Origin of the sequence: Prevotella sp. 885 (assembly GCF_002265625.1) — a bacterium.
In the GTDB taxonomy this organism is placed as follows: domain Bacteria; phylum Bacteroidota; class Bacteroidia; order Bacteroidales; family Bacteroidaceae; genus Prevotella.
This window is the reverse complement of sequence record NZ_NOVE01000024.1, coordinates 24,100-42,973: the sequence shown is the minus strand read 5'-3', so window position 1 is coordinate 42,973 and position 18,874 is coordinate 24,100. Positions and strand designations below refer to the sequence as shown.

General features: G+C 50.1%; 20 protein-coding genes and 1 pseudogene. 10 read left to right on the top strand and 11 right to left on the bottom strand.

The genetic code is table 11. The annotated features are described in order from the left end of the window. Positions 1–250: 250 nt before the first annotated feature. Positions 251–970, top strand: a pseudogene (locus tag CHL74_RS08625) (AGE family epimerase/isomerase); the annotation flags it as partial. Between the two features lie 18 nt (positions 971–988). On the opposite strand, the gene CHL74_RS08620 reads toward CHL74_RS08625, so the two are convergent. The 10 genes from CHL74_RS08620 to nusB form a co-directional block, all read right to left on the bottom strand. Next, positions 989–1,915: a hypothetical protein gene (locus tag CHL74_RS08620; RefSeq protein ID WP_141241274.1), complete on the bottom strand. Its 927-nt coding sequence runs from the start codon at positions 1,913–1,915 to the stop codon at positions 989–991. Positions 1,916–1,958: 43 nt separating this feature from the next. Then, positions 1,959–2,435, bottom strand: a complete 477-nt coding sequence (locus tag CHL74_RS08615; protein ID WP_094880760.1) for a DUF6108 family protein — start codon at positions 2,433–2,435, stop codon at positions 1,959–1,961. A gap of 28 nt (positions 2,436–2,463) precedes the next feature. Continuing rightward, a complete protein-coding gene (locus CHL74_RS08610) occupies positions 2,464–2,967 on the bottom strand; it encodes a hypothetical protein (protein WP_094880759.1) in 504 nt (167 codons plus the stop codon). Continuing rightward, on the bottom strand, positions 2,964–3,464 hold the full coding sequence (locus CHL74_RS08605) for an RNA polymerase sigma factor (protein ID WP_094880758.1): 501 nt from the start codon (positions 3,462–3,464) through the stop codon (positions 2,964–2,966). Before CHL74_RS08605 ends, CHL74_RS08610 begins: the two co-directional genes overlap by 4 nt. A gap of 407 nt (positions 3,465–3,871) precedes the next feature. Next, the gene (rsmA, locus tag CHL74_RS08595; RefSeq protein WP_094880763.1) at positions 3,872–4,678 is read right to left on the bottom strand and encodes a 16S rRNA (adenine(1518)-N(6)/adenine(1519)-N(6))-dimethyltransferase RsmA; all 807 of its coding nucleotides are present in this window, start codon (positions 4,676–4,678) and stop codon (positions 3,872–3,874) included. A gap of 24 nt (positions 4,679–4,702) precedes the next feature. Next, on the bottom strand, positions 4,703–5,143 hold the full coding sequence (locus CHL74_RS15785) for a DUF5606 family protein (protein WP_176452207.1): 441 nt from the start codon (positions 5,141–5,143) through the stop codon (positions 4,703–4,705). A 52-nt stretch (positions 5,144–5,195) separates the two neighbouring features. Then, positions 5,196–5,762 (bottom strand): dephospho-CoA kinase, encoded by a 567-nt coding sequence (gene coaE / locus CHL74_RS15780; RefSeq protein WP_176452206.1) that lies wholly within the window; start codon positions 5,760–5,762, stop codon positions 5,196–5,198. 9 nt (positions 5,763–5,771) lie between these two features. Next, entirely contained in the window at positions 5,772–6,752 is a 981-nt protein-coding gene (locus tag CHL74_RS08585; RefSeq protein WP_094880756.1) for a CdaR family protein, read from the bottom strand. Positions 6,753–6,812: 60 nt separating this feature from the next. Beyond that, positions 6,813–7,127: a preprotein translocase subunit YajC gene (yajC, locus tag CHL74_RS08580; protein ID WP_094880755.1), complete on the bottom strand. Its 315-nt coding sequence runs from the start codon at positions 7,125–7,127 to the stop codon at positions 6,813–6,815. A gap of 47 nt (positions 7,128–7,174) precedes the next feature. Further along, positions 7,175–8,257 (bottom strand): transcription antitermination factor NusB, encoded by a 1,083-nt coding sequence (gene nusB, locus CHL74_RS08575; protein ID WP_094880754.1) that lies wholly within the window; start codon positions 8,255–8,257, stop codon positions 7,175–7,177. 273 nt (positions 8,258–8,530) lie between these two features. Between nusB and CHL74_RS08570 the strand changes: the two genes are divergently transcribed. The 3 genes from CHL74_RS08570 to CHL74_RS08560 all read left to right on the top strand — a co-directional run bounded on the left by CHL74_RS08570 (position 8,531) and on the right by CHL74_RS08560 (position 10,225). Further along, complete coding sequence (locus CHL74_RS08570; RefSeq protein WP_094880753.1) at positions 8,531–9,124, top strand: 50S ribosomal protein L25/general stress protein Ctc; 594 nt, start codon at positions 8,531–8,533, stop codon at positions 9,122–9,124. Positions 9,125–9,214: 90 nt separating this feature from the next. After that, positions 9,215–9,796, top strand: coding sequence for an aminoacyl-tRNA hydrolase (gene pth, locus CHL74_RS08565; protein ID WP_094880752.1), 582 nt, complete (start codon positions 9,215–9,217; stop codon positions 9,794–9,796). Between the two features lie 18 nt (positions 9,797–9,814). After that, a complete protein-coding gene (locus CHL74_RS08560) occupies positions 9,815–10,225 on the top strand; it encodes an RNA-binding S4 domain-containing protein (protein WP_094880751.1) in 411 nt (136 codons plus the stop codon). Here CHL74_RS08560 and CHL74_RS08555 read toward each other — a convergent pair. Continuing rightward, positions 10,222–10,776: a DUF4738 domain-containing protein gene (locus tag CHL74_RS08555; protein ID WP_094880762.1), complete on the bottom strand. Its 555-nt coding sequence runs from the start codon at positions 10,774–10,776 to the stop codon at positions 10,222–10,224. The genes CHL74_RS08560 and CHL74_RS08555 overlap by 4 nt on opposite strands. A gap of 123 nt (positions 10,777–10,899) precedes the next feature. Here CHL74_RS08555 and CHL74_RS08550 point away from each other — a divergent pair, with 123 nt between their 5' ends. From CHL74_RS08550 to CHL74_RS08520, 6 genes are all read left to right on the top strand, one after another. Then, positions 10,900–11,589, top strand: coding sequence for a DUF4230 domain-containing protein (locus CHL74_RS08550; protein WP_094880750.1), 690 nt, complete (start codon positions 10,900–10,902; stop codon positions 11,587–11,589). Then, positions 11,573–12,205, top strand: a complete 633-nt coding sequence (locus CHL74_RS08545) for a DUF4230 domain-containing protein (protein ID WP_094880749.1) — start codon at positions 11,573–11,575, stop codon at positions 12,203–12,205. Before CHL74_RS08550 ends, CHL74_RS08545 begins: the two co-directional genes overlap by 17 nt. 305 nt (positions 12,206–12,510) lie before the next feature. Further along, positions 12,511–13,704, top strand: coding sequence for a helix-turn-helix domain-containing protein (locus CHL74_RS08540; RefSeq protein ID WP_094880748.1), 1,194 nt, complete (start codon positions 12,511–12,513; stop codon positions 13,702–13,704). A gap of 1,257 nt (positions 13,705–14,961) precedes the next feature. Further along, positions 14,962–16,695, top strand: a complete 1,734-nt coding sequence (locus CHL74_RS08530) for an Mfa1 family fimbria major subunit (protein WP_094880746.1) — start codon at positions 14,962–14,964, stop codon at positions 16,693–16,695. Between the two features lie 154 nt (positions 16,696–16,849). Further along, on the top strand, positions 16,850–17,818 hold the full coding sequence (locus tag CHL74_RS08525) for a FimB/Mfa2 family fimbrial subunit (RefSeq protein ID WP_094880745.1): 969 nt from the start codon (positions 16,850–16,852) through the stop codon (positions 17,816–17,818). 15 nt (positions 17,819–17,833) lie between these two features. After that, complete coding sequence (locus CHL74_RS08520; RefSeq protein WP_141241273.1) at positions 17,834–18,871, top strand: hypothetical protein; 1,038 nt, start codon at positions 17,834–17,836, stop codon at positions 18,869–18,871. Positions 18,872–18,874: the final 3 nt, after the last annotated feature.

Here is an 18,874-nt window from a genome sequence, read left to right as displayed (position 1 = left end):
ACGAATATCGGTTCTGTCACCTGGTCTCAGCTCGTTTTCGTCAAGGTATATGTGAACAAGCTTTGTTTCTTTCTTTTGCTCTACAAACACGTCTTTAAGGTCGAACCAATCCAGCATGTGTTCGGGCAAAAGACATTCTGCAAGGAGTCTATACTTTTCCATATTTATCCGTTCTTTGACTTTATAAACGGACAATATAGTGTTTTTATTGTACTACGATATCCACACACTTTTTCCAGTGGTCCCTAAGAACAACGGATATATAGAGGCTCTTACACGCGACTGGCAACCCATAGCGGACATGCGACTCTCGGATAAGGACGAGAACGGATCGCGCACGATGAACACTCACCTTCATATCATCGAGCCGTACACCAATCTCTATCGCGTGGCTCCGTCACCGGAACTGAAGGAACGCCTCGTCAATCTGCTCCATATCTTCACCGACCGCCTGCTCAACAAGCAGACCAACCACCTGGATCTCTTCTTCAACGACGAGTGGCAGGGACGCCGAAACATACAGAGCTTCGGTCATGACATTGAGGCTTCATGGCTGCTCCATGAGACAGCGCTCGTTATTGGCGACAAGGATGTGCTGCAGTGGATAGAGCCGGTGGTGAAGAATGTGGCTGTGGCTGCTGACGAAGGCTTGCTGGACGACGGTTCGATGATTTACGAACGCTGGACCGACACAGGCAAGACAGACCGTTCGCTGCAATGGTGGGTGCAGTGTGAAAACATCATCGGACACGTAAATCTCTGGCAGCACTTCGGAAAAGAGGCGTGTCTTAGCATAGCCGCACGCTGCTGGAACTACACCAAGACACGCCTCGTTGACCAGAAGAACGGCGAGTGGTATTGGAGCATCAACGAGGATGGCTCCGTCAACCACTCAGACGATAAAGCCGGCTTCTGGAAATGTCCTTATCACAACACACGTATGTGTCTGGAGATAATGGAGAGAATGTAGAAATATAATAACAATATCTTATAACCTCAGTCCTATTCCCACTGTAAACGGATGCCATTCCGGAGCGTATTTTGTGCGCAGCAGTGGGGTTAGGGCTGTTCTTGCATATAGCATGAAGAAGCCGCAGCCGAGACGCGCCTCGAGGTTTATTCCTACGGGATTCATGTTTACATCTTTTGTCAGCGTGTGTCTCTTGCCGAGCTTATAGCGTGAACGCTCGTTGGCACGAAACTCAATGGACGGACCGAAGGCTGCGTAGATGTCATCCGAACCGATGCGGTTTGACCATTCCAGCATTATCGGAATGCGGAAAGCCCAATAGCTTAGGTAGCTTTTCGACGGACGCTCGTCATTCTTGTTGTCTCCAACGGCGAAAGGCTGAATGCTTGTTATACCGTCAACGGTAGTGAGCATATAGTCGGTCTTGAAATGATGGCTGACGAAAGCCAACGAAATTGCTGCCGTCACAGCCCACGAACTGCTTACCGGACACTCGAGCGCACAACCCGTAAATCCCCATTCACCCGACTTGCTGTCGCGCTTTTCCTTGCCTTCTGAATTAACGCCGAAAGCTGAACCAGCGAGCATATTGCCACCCGTGAAGAAAAACGGATAGTGGCTGTATGCCTGACTGCGACGCTTGTATGTCTTTCTTGGGATGAAGGGCGACGTGATGTAAACCTGCTCCACCTCCTGTCCGTCAAGAAACTCGGTCTCCTTCACCTTCTTCATCTCCGAACCGTTCTTCTTATACACTCTGACATCCGTACGCTCACCTTTCTGACTGATGTCAAACTTCTGACGGTTGAATACAAAAGTGGTGTCGTATGCGCTGGTCACTTCGGTTGTCTTCGGGATGTATGTGGTGTCGTTTGTGGTGGCTTCCTGTGCGAAAGCTACGGCGGGCACTAACGCTGCCGCCATTACCAATGTTCTGATATTCATAGTTTACGGTTGTTAAGTTATCAATAATCTTTTTCTTTTATTATCACCATCTCTTAGTATAACATATCGACATGATGTCCTCCGGCGACAGGTCGCCTTCGATGTATATCACTGCTCCCTTGTTATGGTCGGTATTGCTGAAGAGGATGTAGCGGTTATTGCCCGACTGGAGTGGTGCCATCATATAATAGCCGCTGGCTATCCGTCCGTTGTCCACCACCTCTCGTATCTTCTTTGCAGCCCGTCGGTCTGTCTTCAGGATGTTGTTGATGCTTGTGGCATACTTATTATTATATGTAAGGCTCTTGTATACGGCAAGCCGATAGCCTCGAAGCTTGGTGTTCTGCATCACCACCATCTTACATCCCTTCGAATGTCCGTACTGCTGGAAGATGCTGTTCACGGCAAGTCCTTCCTGTGCATGGCCCGGAAGCGTCACGAACAGCGTCATTACAGCGATCAGAACCGTCCTGACCGTAAGCAACGGAGGCTTGTGTATGATATCCAATAGTTTATGCATAGTGTATGTTGTTTAAATGTTGTCAAAGTTATTGCATGAGGTCGAGTGCGCTGAACGGGTCCTCGTTGTCCACAGTTACAGTCTGAAATGCCTCGTCCACCTGCTCGTTTATAACCTTCTGACTGGTGTATACCTTTCCGTCGATGACTGCATAGTTTTGCGGTTCCGGGGCGAAAGCTTTGTTCGTCGGCGGCACAAGCATCACGATGGCAACGGCTACGGCAGCCACCGCTGACGAAATCCAGATGCGAGGACGACGCAAAGCAATCAGCAATGTATTGCGGCTGTGCAGGGAAGCATCGGCAGGAACAACGGTCTCGGCTGCGTCTGCCTCCGCCGTCTCCCGTTCCTCGTCCACAAAGCTGAACAAGGCTTTGAGCGGGCGCCAATCTTCCGGCATATCGTCGCCGGCAAGTCGAAACCATGTGCGAAGCGTGGCTTCCTCCTCATTGGTGGTTTCGCCCGACATATAGCGGTCGATGATTGTGCGTATGTCGGTTTCGTGCGGTTTGGGGGTTATGTCTTTTATCATTTTCTGGTTCCTTTCATCATTATCTTAATGTAAGTCTCGCGTATCTTGGTTCTGGCTCTTGAGAGGTTTCGCCTTAGATTGTCGGCGGAGCATCCCGTTATCTGCATTATCTCGTCAGCTGTATAGCCTTCTATTTCCTTCATGCGGAAAATCTGTTGTTGGAGAGGCGGCAGCTGTGCGACGATGTCACGGATAATCCTTGTTTCGTCACGAAGCTCCGCCCGCCGGTCGTCCACGGCAATGTCTATCTTGTCTGGCATCGCCGCCGAATGGCTTTCATGGCGCTGCTGGTCCAGAAACATATTGCGGACCATCGTCATAGCGAGCGACTTGAGTCTGCCTTCGGAGCTAAGTCGCTCGCGCATGTCCCACAGCCGTAGCATCACCTCCTGCACAAGGTCTTCGGCATTGTCCTCCGACCTTGTGACACTCAGCGCATAGCCTAACAGCTCGTCGCGCATGGGCAGGATGATATGGTTAAATTCGCTTGGTTTCATAACTCTTACATAGATATAACGTATGAAAACGGGAAATCGGACATCAGAATCTTATTTTTTATTAGTTTTTTCTATATACAAAATTGCCAATTCTTTAATGAAACTTGTAAAAAGATATGCACAAACTCACAAGTGTAAAGAATTGGCCATTTTTTGTTAAAAATATCCTACTGTTATTTTCGCATTCCTTATATCTTTGCATCAGAAAAACAAAGCACCAGAGAGGGTTTAGCCTCATGGTTAGTGGGAGGTAAAGAGGCATTACTGCCTCGGAAGCTGGCGGCGGTTCCGCCAGCTTCTTTTTCCGCCCCGCCATAGGCAAGCCTACCTATATAAAAAAACAGTAGCGAAGGTCTTCTGCCTCCGCTACTATTATATTGTTGTTCTTACCCCATTAATACGGGATTTTACAAAGTCTTGCCTATCTTCTCTGCTTCCTCTGCTACCATGTTGGTCAGCTCCACGAACTGCTGTACGGACAGCTGTTCGGGGCGCTTTGTCATGATGTCTTGAGCATAGAATTCGGGCGATGCCGAACCGCCGAAGATCTGACGGAGCGACACGCGCAACATCTTGCGGCGCTGATTGAAGACGGTCTTCACCACGCGCTTGAAGAGACGCTCGTCGCATCCGAGGTCTGTCACCTCGTTGCGGGTCATGCGTATGACGGCACTCTTCACCTTTGGAGGCGGATTGAACACCGTCTCGTCCACCGTGAACAGATATTCCACGTCATACCAAGCCTGGATGAGGACGGAGAGGATGCCGTAAGCCTTGTTGCCCGGTTCGGAAGCTATGCGCAACGCCACCTCGCGCTGTATCATTCCCGTGCAGCACGGGATGAGATGCTTATAGTCGAGCATCTTGAAGAATATCTGCGAGGAGATGTCGTAGGGATAGTTGCCGGTGAGCACAAACTGATTGCCATCGAAGATGTCGTTCAGGTCCATACGCAGGAAGTCCTGCCCTATGATGTTCTCACGAAGCTTCGGAAACTTCTCGTTGAGGTAAGCCACCGACTCCTTGTCAATCTCGACGGCCTTGACGGGGCGTGGCTTGGTGACCAGAAACTGCGTCATCACGCCCATACCAGGTCCAATCTCGAGCACCGGAATGTCGGGACAGGCATCCACCGTGTCGGCAATGGCCTTAGCGATGCCGAGGTCGGTGAGGAAGTGCTGGCCGAGGTTCTTCTTCGGCCGTACGGATTTTATCATTCGTTGCTGTTTGGTTTATGATTAAGCCTCCTGGCGGTCGTCCACGTTGTCGCCCTCTGTGGGAGCGAGAGTTGCCTCGAAGTCGGTGATGCCGTTCTTAACGAGGATGTTATACCACTGGATGAGCTTCTTGATGTCTGAGTCGTGCACGCGGTCACGGTCGTAAGCGGGAAGCACCTCAGCGAAGAAAGCGTGAAGCTCGTCAGCAGAGCACTTCTTGTAGTTGAGCGAGCACTCCTTCGACTGCTCCTTCTCTCCAAGGCTCTTGAGCACCTGCCACAATGGGATGTCCTCAGCGTCGGTGTACATGGCGATGTCGCCGAGTGATGTAACGCGGTCTGAAGCGAAAGCCGGCATGCGGCGGTGTGTAGCGTCGATAGCCTCAACAATGAGGTTCATCTTACCACGTGAGACGAGTTTGTAAAGTCCAGGTTTTCCTGCTATTGAAAGAATTGTTTCCATCTTGTTATTTATTATTTATTAGTTATTATTTTTTATTTGGGCTTACACATTATTATCTGCTCTGTTGTGCAAGCATATTGTCCACCTGCTGTTCGATGTCGCTCTTGCCGTCATTTACGATGACGAAGTGGCTGCGACGTTCCACCTCTTCCTGTGCCATCTGCGTGTCAATCCATTCGGCTGCTTTCTCGGCGGTGATGTTGTCGCGGCGCATGATGCGCTGTATGCGGACGTCGCGCGGTGCCGACACGCACACGATGCGGTCGAAGCGGATGCGACGGTCGAAGCCGCTCTCGAAGAGGATGGCGCTCTCCAGCCATGTCATTCCAGAGGACAGGAAATCTTCTGCCACTGCGGGATGAATCACGTCGTTAAGCGCCAGCTTGTTGGCTTCGCTCGCAAGCAGAAAGTCTGCAAGGATGCGCTTCTGCAACTGTCCGTCCGACGTATAGACGTCCTGACCGACCAGCTGACGAAGCTCCTGCTGCAGTTTTTCGGACGTGCGCATAAGTCGTTTGGCAGCGGCGTCGCAGTCATACACGCTGATGCCACGGCTCTCCAGTATGCGGCAGACATAGCTCTTGCCCGAACCGATGCCGCCGGTAATGGCTGTTAGCATATTCTTACGTTATTGTTGTTCGATGAGATAGTCCACCTGACTGATCTGCAGCTGGGCGTTTCTCACTCCGTGCGGGCTCGACTTGAGGTATATGTTGCACTTGTCCGACGGATTTGTTATCAGTTCGTTATAGTCCACCACTACGCTGAACTGGTCAGCATTGATGCTACGGAACATGCTGGCTCCCACCGTGAAGCTAATCTTGACGCGTTGCGGGAATGTGCGCAGCACCTTACCCTCAGGCATGTTCATGGCCTTGACTGGCACCTCTATGCTCTCCTCTGTAAGGATGTCGGGGAACAGACCGATGCGGACTGTGCTCGGCACAATCTTGACGCCCTTTATCTTCTCCAGCTCCACGGTGCGTATGACGGTATCGCCGAAGTTGGTGATGTTGATGGGCACGGTCTTGACGAAGCGGAGCGAGTCGAGCGTGCGCTTGTTGGCATACACCGTCACCTGGTCAGGCCAGAACTGCGTGCGGGCGAGATAATATGACTTGCCCGGCACCACGTAGCCCGCCATTCTTACGGGCAGTCGGCGTGACAGACCGAAGTTGAAGTAGAAGTCGAGCTTGTCGGGCTTCACCTGCACCACCTTCGACATTGAGAACCTTTGCGTCACCATCTTCATGAGGTCTGCAGCCGGCACCATGCCTTGTCCTGTCTGGCGGTTGGCGTAAGTCTGGAAGTTGACGCTAACCGGCTTTACGCCTTCACCATATATATATGAGGCGAGTGCGAATCCCTTGTCGCGCACGGTTACGCGCACCGTGTCTTCCATCTCAGTGGTGAGCACGGCGTTCTTCGGCACTCCCACCAGCCTTACGGGCACACTTATCTCCTTTTCGTAGGTCTCGTTGAGCGTCATCATCAGCCAGAAGACGCTGCTCAAGAAGAGAAAGAACAAAAAAATCAGAAACTCCTTGTTCACTGAACTGAACAAGAAGTTCCTGACTACCCGTAATATTTGCGTCAAGCGGTTTTCCATCTAAACGACGTATATTATTTGAGTGTTTCGTGTGTCTTTACTGACGGTTGTCAGCAAACTTTACTTCTGAGCCTGTGCGCTTGCGTCTGCGAAGACGTAGTTCTTGTCCACAGAAATGACGGTGCCACGTGCTATCTCCACCTCTACGATGTTGGCAGCGAGGTCCACACGGCGTATTGTGCCGTAGATGCCACCGTTGGTTATGATCTTGTCGCCTTCTTTGAGGGCATTCTGGAACTTGCGGATTTCCTTCTGCTTTTTCTGCTGCGGACGAATCATGAAGAAATACATGATGGCAAAGAGAGCCACCATCATAATAATCATTCCCATGCCGCCTCCCTGTGCCTGCTGAGCGGCGAGTACAATAATGTTCATTTTTGTTGTAAGTGTTATTTGTTGTTTATATTTTTCTTTTGTTTTATTTAGTCTTCACGCTCCTCGTCGTTCTGCTCAGCCTGCTCTTCAGCCTGTGCAGCATAACGCGAACGGAGCACTTCGCCCTCCTCCAGTGCAGCCTGTGCACGGTTAAGGCGCGGAGTCATCGGTCGGCGCGGAGCCTGACGACGCTGCGGACGGTCCTCGATGGTCTTCATCAGCTTGCCTGTCGACACGAGATAGCGTGCGATGGAGTCGAGCATGCCGTTGATATATCCGCCTGACTTCGGTGTTGAGTAAAGCTTGGCGAGGTCAACATACTCGTTGATGGTTACGCTGATGGGGATGTTGGGGAACGTGAGCATCTCGGCAATGGCAATCTGCATGATCACCACGTCCATGTAAGCCAGACGTGAGAAGTCCCAGTTGCGTGATGTCTCGCTCATATAGCGCTGATACTGGTCAGCGTTGAGGATGGTAGATCGGAAGAGCTTAATGGCGAAGTCCTTGTCCTCAAGGTCCTTATATTCCGGCAGGAGTTCCTGCTTGGCCTTGTTCTTCGGGTCGAAGCGCTTGATGGTCTTGAGCACGAATGTGTCCACCACTTCCTTGTCGTCGTTCCAGTAGAGGCTCTGCTCCTCGAGGAGCTGGTCCAGTGCCTCGTTCTCCTGAATGAGCTGGCGATAAATCTTGCGCCAGATTTCGCGGTCAGCCTCGTAAGAGTCGTCGGTGTCAGCCATATATTCGGCGTAAGCCTGGCTCTGCTCTATCTGGTTGCAGAGTCCGCGCACGAACTCCACGCTGTTCGCCCATGACTGCTTCTGCGTCTCGGCAAACTCCTGAAGCATCTTGTTCTCCTCGAGCTGGACGGCAAACTTGTTGTATGCGAATTTCTGCGAAGGCATGGGTTCGCCTTCTCTCGCTGCCTTCTTGGTAGCGACCTCCACACGGTTTCGCTCTTCCTGTGTGACAGCGACAATAAGCTCCAGCAGGTAGTTATAAAGATCGTATGCTTTTGACAAGCTAAAGAGCAATTCTTTCTCTGCACTGTCCATTAGCTTGTTACCGTTTTGATAGTATGCGTAGGTTAACTGAACTATCTTGATTCTTATTAATTCGCGATTAATCATCCTTCTATACTATTATATATATAATGTTTGTTTTCACGTTTTTACGAGACCGTAGCCACTTTATCAGATGCAAAAATATGAAAAAACTGACTAACTACCAAGGAAAACCACAATATTCAACATTTTTTTACGCTATAATTGTATGTTTCAGAGAAAATTAGTACCTTTGCAACGCTTTTTTGAGCACATCCGTACAGAAATACAGTTCTCGTGTGATGGCGAATTAAGGCATAAACATTAATATTTATCAACTTAATTTAGAGTAACACAATTATGAAAGAGATTAACGTTACAGGTCAGAAGCGTACAGACCTTGGCAAGAAAGCTTCTAAGACATTGCGTAAGGAGGGACTCATTCCCTGCAACATCTATGGTATCGCAGAGCAGGACGGCAAGCCCGTTGCTATGTCATTCGCAGTACCTATGACTGAGCTTCGCAAGGTTATCTACACTCCCCACATCTACGTTATCAACCTCGTCATCGACGGCGAGTCACATACAGCTATCCTCAAGGAGATTCAGTTCCACCCGGTAACTGACGCAGTTCTCCACGTTGACTTCCTCGAGGTTAACGACCAGAAGCCTATCACTATCGGTATTCCCGTTAAGCTCACAGGTCTTGCACAGGGTGTACGTGACGGTGGTCGCATGAACCTCTCTATCCGTAAGATCGACGTTACTGCTCCTTATCAGCAGATTCCTGAGCACCTCGACATCGACGTTACAGCGCTCAAGATTGGCAAGAGCATCAAGGTTGGCGAGCTGAGCTTCGAGGGTCTCGAGATCGCTACTGGCAAGGACGTCATCGTATGCTCTATCAAGATGACACGTGCCGCTATGTCTGCAGCTGCTGCATCAGCAGAGTAATCGCATAACGACATTAAACCGATTCAATAAGAATATAATGCAAGCGTACGCGTCAAAGGATGCGTACGCTTTTTTTATTTATAAGGAAATATGGACAAATACTTGATTGTGGGGCTCGGCAATCCGGGCTACGAATACGAGAACACACGCCACAATACGGGATTCATGGTTCTCGACAAGATGGCGGAGAGCGTCGGAGTAAGCTTTGAGGACAAGCGTTACGGTTACGTGGCTGAGACTTCCATAAAGGGACGCAAGGTGTTTCTGCTTAAGCCCACTACATACATGAACCTCAGCGGCAACGCCGTTCGTTACTGGCTCCAGAAAGAGAATATAGACCAGAAGCGACTCCTCGTCGTCGTGGACGACCTCTCCATCCCTCTCGGCGACTATCGTCTGAAGGGCAACGGATCGAACGGCGGCCATAACGGACTGGGCAACATCCAGCAGCTCATCGGACAGCAGTATGCACGTCTGCGTATGGGCATAGGCAACGACTTTCAGCGCGGACAGCAGGTAGACTGGGTGCTGGGCAAATACACGGACGAGGATATGCGCACGCTCCAGCCCTCCATTGACGAGGCGGTGGAGATAATACGCAGCTTCGTGCTTGCCGGACTGGACATCACGATGAACCAGTTTAACAAGCTCGGAAAGAAGTCGAAGAAGTAAAAAAAGGGAATAAAGAATATGGCAGATACAGCACGTATAGACAAATGGCTGTGGGCAGCGCGTATCTTCAAAACGCGCTCCATAGCCGCAGACGCCTGCAAGAACAGCCGCGTCACCATCGGCGGGCAGAACGTCAAGCCCAGCCATACGGTTAAGGTGGGCGAAGTGGTGAGCGTAAAAAAGCCGCCCATCGTCTACTCGTTCAAGATTCTGAAGACGATAGAGCAGCGCGTAGGTGCAAAGCTCATCCCTGAGATTTATGAGAATGTCACCGACCCGAAGCAGTACGAACTGCTGGAGATGAGCCGAATAAGCGGATTTGTCGACAGAGCACGCGGCACAGGACGCCCCACAAAGAAGGAACGCCGAGCCCTCGATGCCTTCGTCGACCCGGCATTGTTCGGATTCGAGGACGAAGAAGACGATTAAATCTCCTCCTCTTCATCGCTGCCCGTATCCAGCTGCGTGTCCTCTGAAATCTTGACGCCACCCGTGCGGCTGACCGTCAACACCAGAGGCACATACTCGTCGCTCATACGGTCCGGCGATCCGACGCTGGCGGCGAAGCGTAGGGTTTCGCCGTCGGCACGGTCGAAGACGATGCCGAGGAGAGCGCCTTCGCTGTTGCTGCCCTTCACGTAAGAGGCGAAGTCAGCCTTTGAGAAGGTGCGCCTTACAAACTCGCTGCCGTCAGGACGCGTAATGAGGAGCGACACGCGGTTGTCGTAATACTTGTTGCCCTGGCCGTCCTTTGCAAGTGACAGACTCTTGTCCGCCTTGCGCTCTATGCGGATATGATATGTGGCGCCGAGCCATTCCACGTCACGCTCCACAGCATTGTCGCCCATGCTCTGCACCGACTTCTTCACAGCCACCGGCGTCTTCTTTACGATGATGTTATCCGGTTTCTTCTCCTCCTTGCACGATGCTGCCAACAGCATCATCAGCGGAAGAGCCATAACCATATATTTCCGTTTCATTATATCTCGTGTTTTTACTTTTTCCTTGTTTTTACGTCTATACAAATACAAAGGTATAAAAAAATATATCAAAACGACAGAATAACATTACAGTAATCAACGTAAAAAAACATAAATCGCAAGATGAAGACCACCCTGACAATACTGGCAGCCGTGATGAGCCTTGCCTTCTGCTCATGCGGCAGCAAGCCAGAAGAGAAAGAGAAGGCCACGAAGCCTGCCGTCGACACGATGGCGGTGATGGTGATGCAGGTGCAGCGCTGCTCCAAGCTCTACACCACGGAATATCGTGTGCATAAGGTGCTCACGCATGACGACAAGCTGGAGATGAAAGGCAAGCTGGCAGGACACGACTATAACATCCCCGTACCGCTCGGAAAGCGTAAGGTGGCCATTCCCATCGACGCCACCATAAAGGCTTACATCGACTTTGCCACGTTCTCAAGCGACAACGTGGAGCGCGACTCCACGCACATCCGCATCACTCTCCCCGACCCGCACATCGTGCTGACCTCATCACGCATCGACCATAACGCCATCAAGCAGTACGTCGCGCTCACACGTCGCGACTTCTCCGACGAGGAGCTTACCTCCTACGAACGCCAGGGACGCGACGCCATCATACGCGAGATAGCCACGACGGACATCATGGAGCAGGCTCGTGTCAGCGCCGCCAACACTCTCGTGCCGATGCTGCAGAAGCTCGGCTATCGTCCGGAGAACATCACCATAGCGTTCAGCCGCAACTTCTCCGGCAAGGACATCATTCACCTCATCGACAAAACCACCGTAGAAAATGCGAAAAAGAGATAACATGCCGTTCATACAGCAAATCATCAAGTCGGCTGTGGCACGCTTCGTGCTCTACGCCGTCATAGCCCTCACCGTTGTTCTGGTGGCTAAGCATTACGTTAAGAAGATAACGTCATCGCCTGCCGCCTTGACCATAGAGCAGAACGACTCCATCGACATCACGCCCATGCAGATAAGGTCCATCGAGAACATCGGCGAATGGGAGTTTCTCACCATCAACGACGAAGAACTGGTAGACACCGTGCGCAAGGGCTTCTTCGGCGACGACGAGCTGGTGCGCATCTATTACGGCACACTCCGCCTCGGCATCAACATGAAGGAAGCGCACGAAGGATGGATAGTCATGGACGGCGACACCGTGAAAGCCACTCTCCCACCCGTCCGTCTGCTCGACCAGAGCTTCATCGACGAGACCCGAACACGTTCGTTCATTGAGAGCGGCAAGTGGAGCCATAAGGACCGTGAGCAGATGTATCGCCGCGCCGACGCCATGATGCGCCGCCGCTGCCTCACTCCTGCAAACATCCGCAACGCCCAGCAGAACGCCAAGGAGCAGTTCCGTAGCATGCTCCAGTCAATGGGATACGAGAACGTAAAGGTGGAGATAGCAAATTAAAGGTTTATTTTTTGGATTATATTTCTCTTTTTAAACATATATGTTTCATCGTCTTTCAAAAACCATAGCAGGTTTTTGAAAGACGTATGGAAAAACATGTTACAAAAGTAACAAATACACTCATTCCTCACTTCCATAACACATTGAATACTAATAAGGAGAGTTTTTTCACAAGACCATGTAGGCAAAAGCGGCTCCAAAGTGTTAAAAATCTGAATCAAATCGATTAAAAAATAATCTCTTCTTTGTTGGTTTTAGTTATTTCACTACCTTTGCAAAAGCAAAAAAAATAAAACTAACATATTATGGAAGTTGCTACTGACGGTATCTATTTTATCATATATGTCACCTACATCATAGTTACGACCACGTGTTTCGCGTTGTCGTCGGTGCTCTATCTCACAAAGGGCATCAAGACGCCGCTCTCCAACAACAAGTCGTACATCAAGGGCAAGAACCTCATTGCCACCGGCATCCTTATGGAAGGCTTCGTACACCTCCTGATGTTCATAACCATCGTCCTCGGTTATGACTATCAGAACATGTACGAGTTTGTCATACCCACCATCTTCTTCATCCAGATAATCGTCATCTATGCGGGCCTTCAGACCTTCCTCTATTCTAAGGTGAACGTGTCGTATAAGCTCGGCGTATATATGTCGGTGCCGATAGTGGTCATAGCCCTCATCCATTACGCCATATTCTTCATCCCCGGCATCCACGCCATCGTAGACAGCAACAATCTCACAGCTTCCTATGATGCCTATCTTGAGTGTGCCACGTCGCGGGTGCTCGACGCTCTGCTTACAGCCTACGTAGTGACCATATCGTCCATTGGCATCTATTTTTTAGTCGTATCGAAGGTGCGCTTCCTCTCCCACATCCGCCATTATCATGACGGCGAGGTATGCAGCAAGTGCACGTGGATTCACATCCTCGTGTGGTCGCTCATTGTCTTTTACATTCTCTGCTGCGTCACCATCCTCGTAACCACACCTGAGTTTAACGTAACGTCGCTGTGGATACAGTTTGTGCTCTCCATCATCATCACCATTAGCACGCTGAACATCCAGGAAATATATCTGAATCTCGGTCCGGCGTTCGGCAACGCTAACGCCAACAGCGAAGAACAGCAGACTGAAGTTGCCGCTAACGGCGACGACCCCATCTCCGTCATCATCGACCGCTGGGTGAACAGAGGCGACCGCCCATACCTTGCCGATGGACTCACCGTTAACAAGGTGGCTGAGCAGATGTGTCTTAACAAGCGCCTCTTCTCGCAGTACCTCAACAACGTGCTGAACCAGAACTTCAACGCCTGGCTAAACGAGCTTAAGGTGAAGGAGGTGAAGCGCATCATCGAAGAAGAGCCCTCGCAGAACTTCAATACCATTGCCAATCGCGTAGGATTTACCGACGCTCCGTCAATGACAAAGATCTTCAAGTCAGTTTGCGGCATGACACCGACAATGTATCGCAACAGCTTGCAGAAAGAATAAAAACGGGTGGCTCCCGCCATCCGAATTTTGAGTTTTGAATTTTGAATTTTGAATTGTGCGCCAAGGCGCATTATGAATTGTCCAGTTTTGAATTATTCAGCAGATGAGGCAAACATAGGAGGCTATGGCGTCTCGCCGTAGCCACGCACCCACGAATGCAAACAGATTGAGTATGAGCTGCGGGTTCCGCGGAGCGGGACCTATGTCATGAAACCCACTGCAAGCTGCGAAGCAGCGCAGCTGTGGGTACGTGAGCTCTCCCATCTCTCCCACAAGTGTTCCCCGAAGGGGGACTTACACATCCTCGATAATGTTGATGATGGTTGGTCCCGCTTCGCGGAACCAAGATGGTGATGAGTGCTTATCCCACAGCTGCGCTCCTTCGGAGCTTGCAGTGGGTTTCTGATAGATACGTGTCCCCTCGGGACACGGCGCTGCTCCTAAGCTAAATTGCAGTTTTCTGCAATGGTAGGCTGCGTGGCTACGGCGAGACGCCATAGCCTCCTAAGTTTGCCTTGTCTGCTATAATTCAAACTCATAATTCATAATTCGGGCCATATGTCGCCCGATATCCTTGTGTTTTTCTTTGTTTTTGTCAAAGCCCTGCCTAACACGGTTACCTCGCTAATAATCCGAAACCGCCACTTTAGTCACCTTACATCGAACGAAGTGAATGCTCATATCGAACGAAGTGAATGCTCATATCGAACGAAGTGAATGTTCACATCGAACGAAGTTAATGCTTGCATCGGTCGAAGTGAGAGAACGTATCAATGGCTTTGTGTCAGCAATAATAGCGGTTTTGTAAGAGAATAGGACTTGTTTGGAGGCTATGGCGTCTCGCCGTAGCCACGCACCCACAGACGGAAGCAAATTGAGTATAACACCCTTTTTCTTGTAAAATTGTGCATATTTTTTACGATTTGCACTGTTCAAATCGTAAAAAACATGCTTTCTTGTGTATTTTTTGCGCAAATATACAATTTGAATATCGTTTTTTTTTATAATTTTGCACTCCATAAAAAAACGACATACGTGTTATTAGCGAAAAATTAGAGAGTTTTATAATAATCCTCAAATTGACCAACACGCACATAACAACTTATAAAGTTAATTACATAACAACTTATAAAGTTAATTAATAGAATAACAAGAAAAGAATAATTAATAGGATAACAGGTAAGACATGTTTCATGACATGCCTTTAAAACTTCATGTAGATTATTTTTATACAATTTCAAACAAATAACAAACAACATGAACAAAATTAAACTTATTCCATTGGCACTGGCTGCATTCATGTTCAGTGCTTGTTCTTCCGAGGACACAGAAAATGGGGGGGGGGGTAACAACAACGTAGACGTTAGCTACTTGTCTGTTAACATTCAGAACGTTGGCGAGGCTATGAGCCGCGCCGAGGGTGATGTGTACGAAGACGGAACTCCTAACGAGAGCAACATCAACAACGTACGCTTCTACTTCTTCAACGCTGACGGTTCGCCGTACCTCCTCCAGAAAAACGATCCTAAGGATACAGACAAGAACTGGATGACAGTCGATAAACCTACGGATGGTACCAAAAACGATGAAAAGCCAAACGTAACAAAACTTACTGAAGCAATTCTCGTCATCAATGGTGAGAATAAGGTAGCTCCTCATTCTGTAGTGGCTGTTATCAACAGCACTTCACTTTCGAACAACCTTGATTCCAAACTTGGTAATGGTGCTCTCTCACTTTCAGATCTCCGCAATGTACAGGACACTCTGTTCTACGATGCAAAAGAAACCAAAAACTTCGTTATGGCCAACTCCATCTATATGACGAAGGATGGTAAGGAAGAGTATGCTGTGCCCGTATCAGGCCATGTAGCCATAGACCCTGAAGTTGCAAAAACGAATCCTATTGACATATACGTGGAGCGTGTTGCCGCTAAGGTAACCACCACTTGCGACACCAAAAAGGGTTGGAATATCGGTACAGAGACATGGAACAACGGCAAGTGGACATACCAGCTCAAAGACAAGATCTTCAACAACAACGTTTTCGTAGTTGTGGATGGTTGGAGCGTGGCTGATGCCAATAGACGCGCCAATGTGGAGAAGGTCATCAGCACCACTTGGGACAAAGATCTCCTCGGTATCGACCCATGGACAACCGGCGACTATCACCGTTGCTTCTGGGAGACAAGCGTTCCCTTCGAAGGAGATAATAAGGTTTTGAACAAATCGTTTAAAAATATCTCATCAGCCATCGCTGACGGTGTTGTCTATACTCAGCCGAACACTCCTGTAAAGACAGGTGACTTCGCTGACAAGATGGAGAACAGCCTTACAAAGGTCATCGTTGCTGCTCACCTCTGGTACAAGGACGAGGCTGGTGTAGCACATCGGGCTGAAATTTGTAAGTACAAAGGCATCCAGTATCTTAGCAAAGAGGACGTGCTGACTGTTGTTGCTAACGAGAACAAGAGCAAATACTTCAAGAAGACCACGACCACAGATTCTGAGGGTCATAACGTTGACGTTTACACAAGCATCTCTAAGGACGACCTCACTTTCGCTACCTCAGCACCTGAAGGTGGCTCAGCTACGCTCAAGGATTACGAGGTTATACCGCAGTTTAAGTCTGATGCTGAAATATATGATGCCGACCACAAGAGCGTTAACGTTGCCGATGCCAACAAGGCTCTCGCTATTGATGCCAACAAGGCTCAGGTCCGTAGAGAAGGACGTGTTTACTACTACACTCCGATCCAACACCTTGGTACAGAAGAAGCAAAACTCGGCTATTACGGCGTAGTTCGTAACCATTCATACAAGATTAACATTCAGGATGTTAGTGGTTTCGGTACACCGGTATACAATCCTGATAAGGTTATCGACCCGACTCTTCCCGAGGAGGAGAACATTTACCTCGCTGCACGCATCAAAGTTCTCTCTTGGCGTGTAGTAAATAGCAACGTAAACTTGGATTCTAACAAGAAAAAATAGTCAATAACATTTAGTCATGGTTGACTGTAGTGCCGTGGGCAGGAATGCCCGCGGCTCCTACAGTCAGCCTTGACACTTTTTATCTCTCGCCAATCCCTTATTTTATAGGACAAAGCTAAGTCCTAATTCGTAACTCGTAATTCCTAATTAAAAGATGAAATTCCTCCGCCTCCTTGCCCTTTTGCTTATCGTCTCGTCATGCACAATGATGCACGACGACCTCTCGGGCTGTCAGCAGGAACTGCGTGTGCGTTTCCGCTATGACATGAACATGGAGTTTGCCGACGCCTTTGCCCCACAGGTGAAGACGCTCACGCTCTACGCCTATTCACCCGACGGAGCGCTTGCCTTCGAGCGCACTGAGAAGGTGGCAGACATCGTGGCTCGCGGCGGATATATGACTCTTGACAATGTCGCTCCAGGACATTACTCGCTATATGTATGGGCGGAAGGCGAACAGCGCCATGCCGACTCCTACACATACGGCGGACCTGCCACTGACGGAGCGCAGAGCCTCACCAGCCGCGTCAGTCGTCAGACAAAAGAACTCAATCATGACCTCACCCCACTCTTTCACGGTAAGCTCACCGATGCCGACCTCTCTCTGGAAGGACACGGCGTAGCCACCGTCACCGTCCCCCTCGTAAAAAACACCAACATCATACGCGTCGTACTGCAGAACGCCTCAGGAGAACGCCTCAATCAGACCGACTTCTCCTTCTTCATCGACGACGACAACACATTCCTCGCTTACGACAACGCCCCGTTGCCGGACGACTCGGTCTGCTACCGTCCTTGGTCGCAGTATGACGGCGTCGTAGGCGACGACTCGAAAATGTCTGCCGTGGTGGCGGAGATGACCGTCAACCGTCTGCTCACCTCCAAGCATCCGCGCCTTCGTGTGCGTAACAATCTCAACGGCAAGACCATATTCAGCATTCCGCTCAACGATTATGCCCTCCTCGTTAAGGGCAACTACAATAAGAAGATGACTGACCAGGAATATCTCGACAGACAAAGCGAGTATAACTTCGTGTTCTTCATCGACGACAATCACAACTGGCTTGCCGCCTCCATTCTTATAAATTCATGGACTGTAGTCCTGCACAACACTGACATCTAATCACAAAATCAGAAAATGAACTTCCCGTCATCATGTATCTTACGACTGATAAGCCATGCCGCCCTGACCTTGTCAGTGGTGCTTGCTCTGCTGGCGTGCTCTTTCTCGGACGAGTTTGAGCCGACGCAGGAAGAGCACGTGCGTGTGGCTTTCGTCGTGACCGTGGACCACAACGCCACGCGTTCTGATATGGGATGGGACCACTATGACCCTACTGACGAGGGCACTGACAAGGAATGTGCCATCCGCCCCAATGACATCCACATAAAGATATGTGATGCCGAAGGACGTGTCATCGGCAACGTGGAAGACATCCACATGGAGCGCATGACGCAGGACCAGTATAGCCTTACGGGGGCATGGATGTCGCCTGGCAATCTCCTCAAAGACGCCAAGAAGGTGATGATTCTTGCCAACTGCGGATCGGCTGCCGCCTCCGACAATATTGCCGACATCACTTACTCCGCTGACCGGACGGACGGCTTCATACCCATGTGGGGCGTCAGATCGTTCACGTCACTGACGAAGGGCGAGAGCAACGACCTCGGCGACATACATCTTCTCCGAGCAATGGCGAAGGTCAGCCTTAAGCTTCGCAGCGATATGGAGAGCCGGGGCTATACCGTCGGAAAGCTGACGCTCAACCATCGCAACACCAGCGGATATTGTCTGCCCCTCACTTACCAAAGCGTAGACAAGACTACGGACATACGCTTCGAGGGTTCGCTGCACGAACTGATATCTCCTGCTACGGACGGAGGACTGGACTTCACCGCCCCCGGTTATGCCTACCTCCCGGAACGCTCCAACACCACCGCCGGCGTCACACCGTCCACCATCACCCTCCAACTCCTCCGAAACGGCACACTTGAGGACACTTACACCCTGCCGTTCTGCGAGTACGACGCAGACGGAGCGCCTACGGACCGTCTGCGCGATATACAGCGAAACACGCTTTATCAGTTTGAGGTCTACAAGACGGACAATCAACTAAAGGTCAGCCTGCACGTACGCCGTTGGTATGTGCGCGACCATGATGACGTGATAATGTAAATA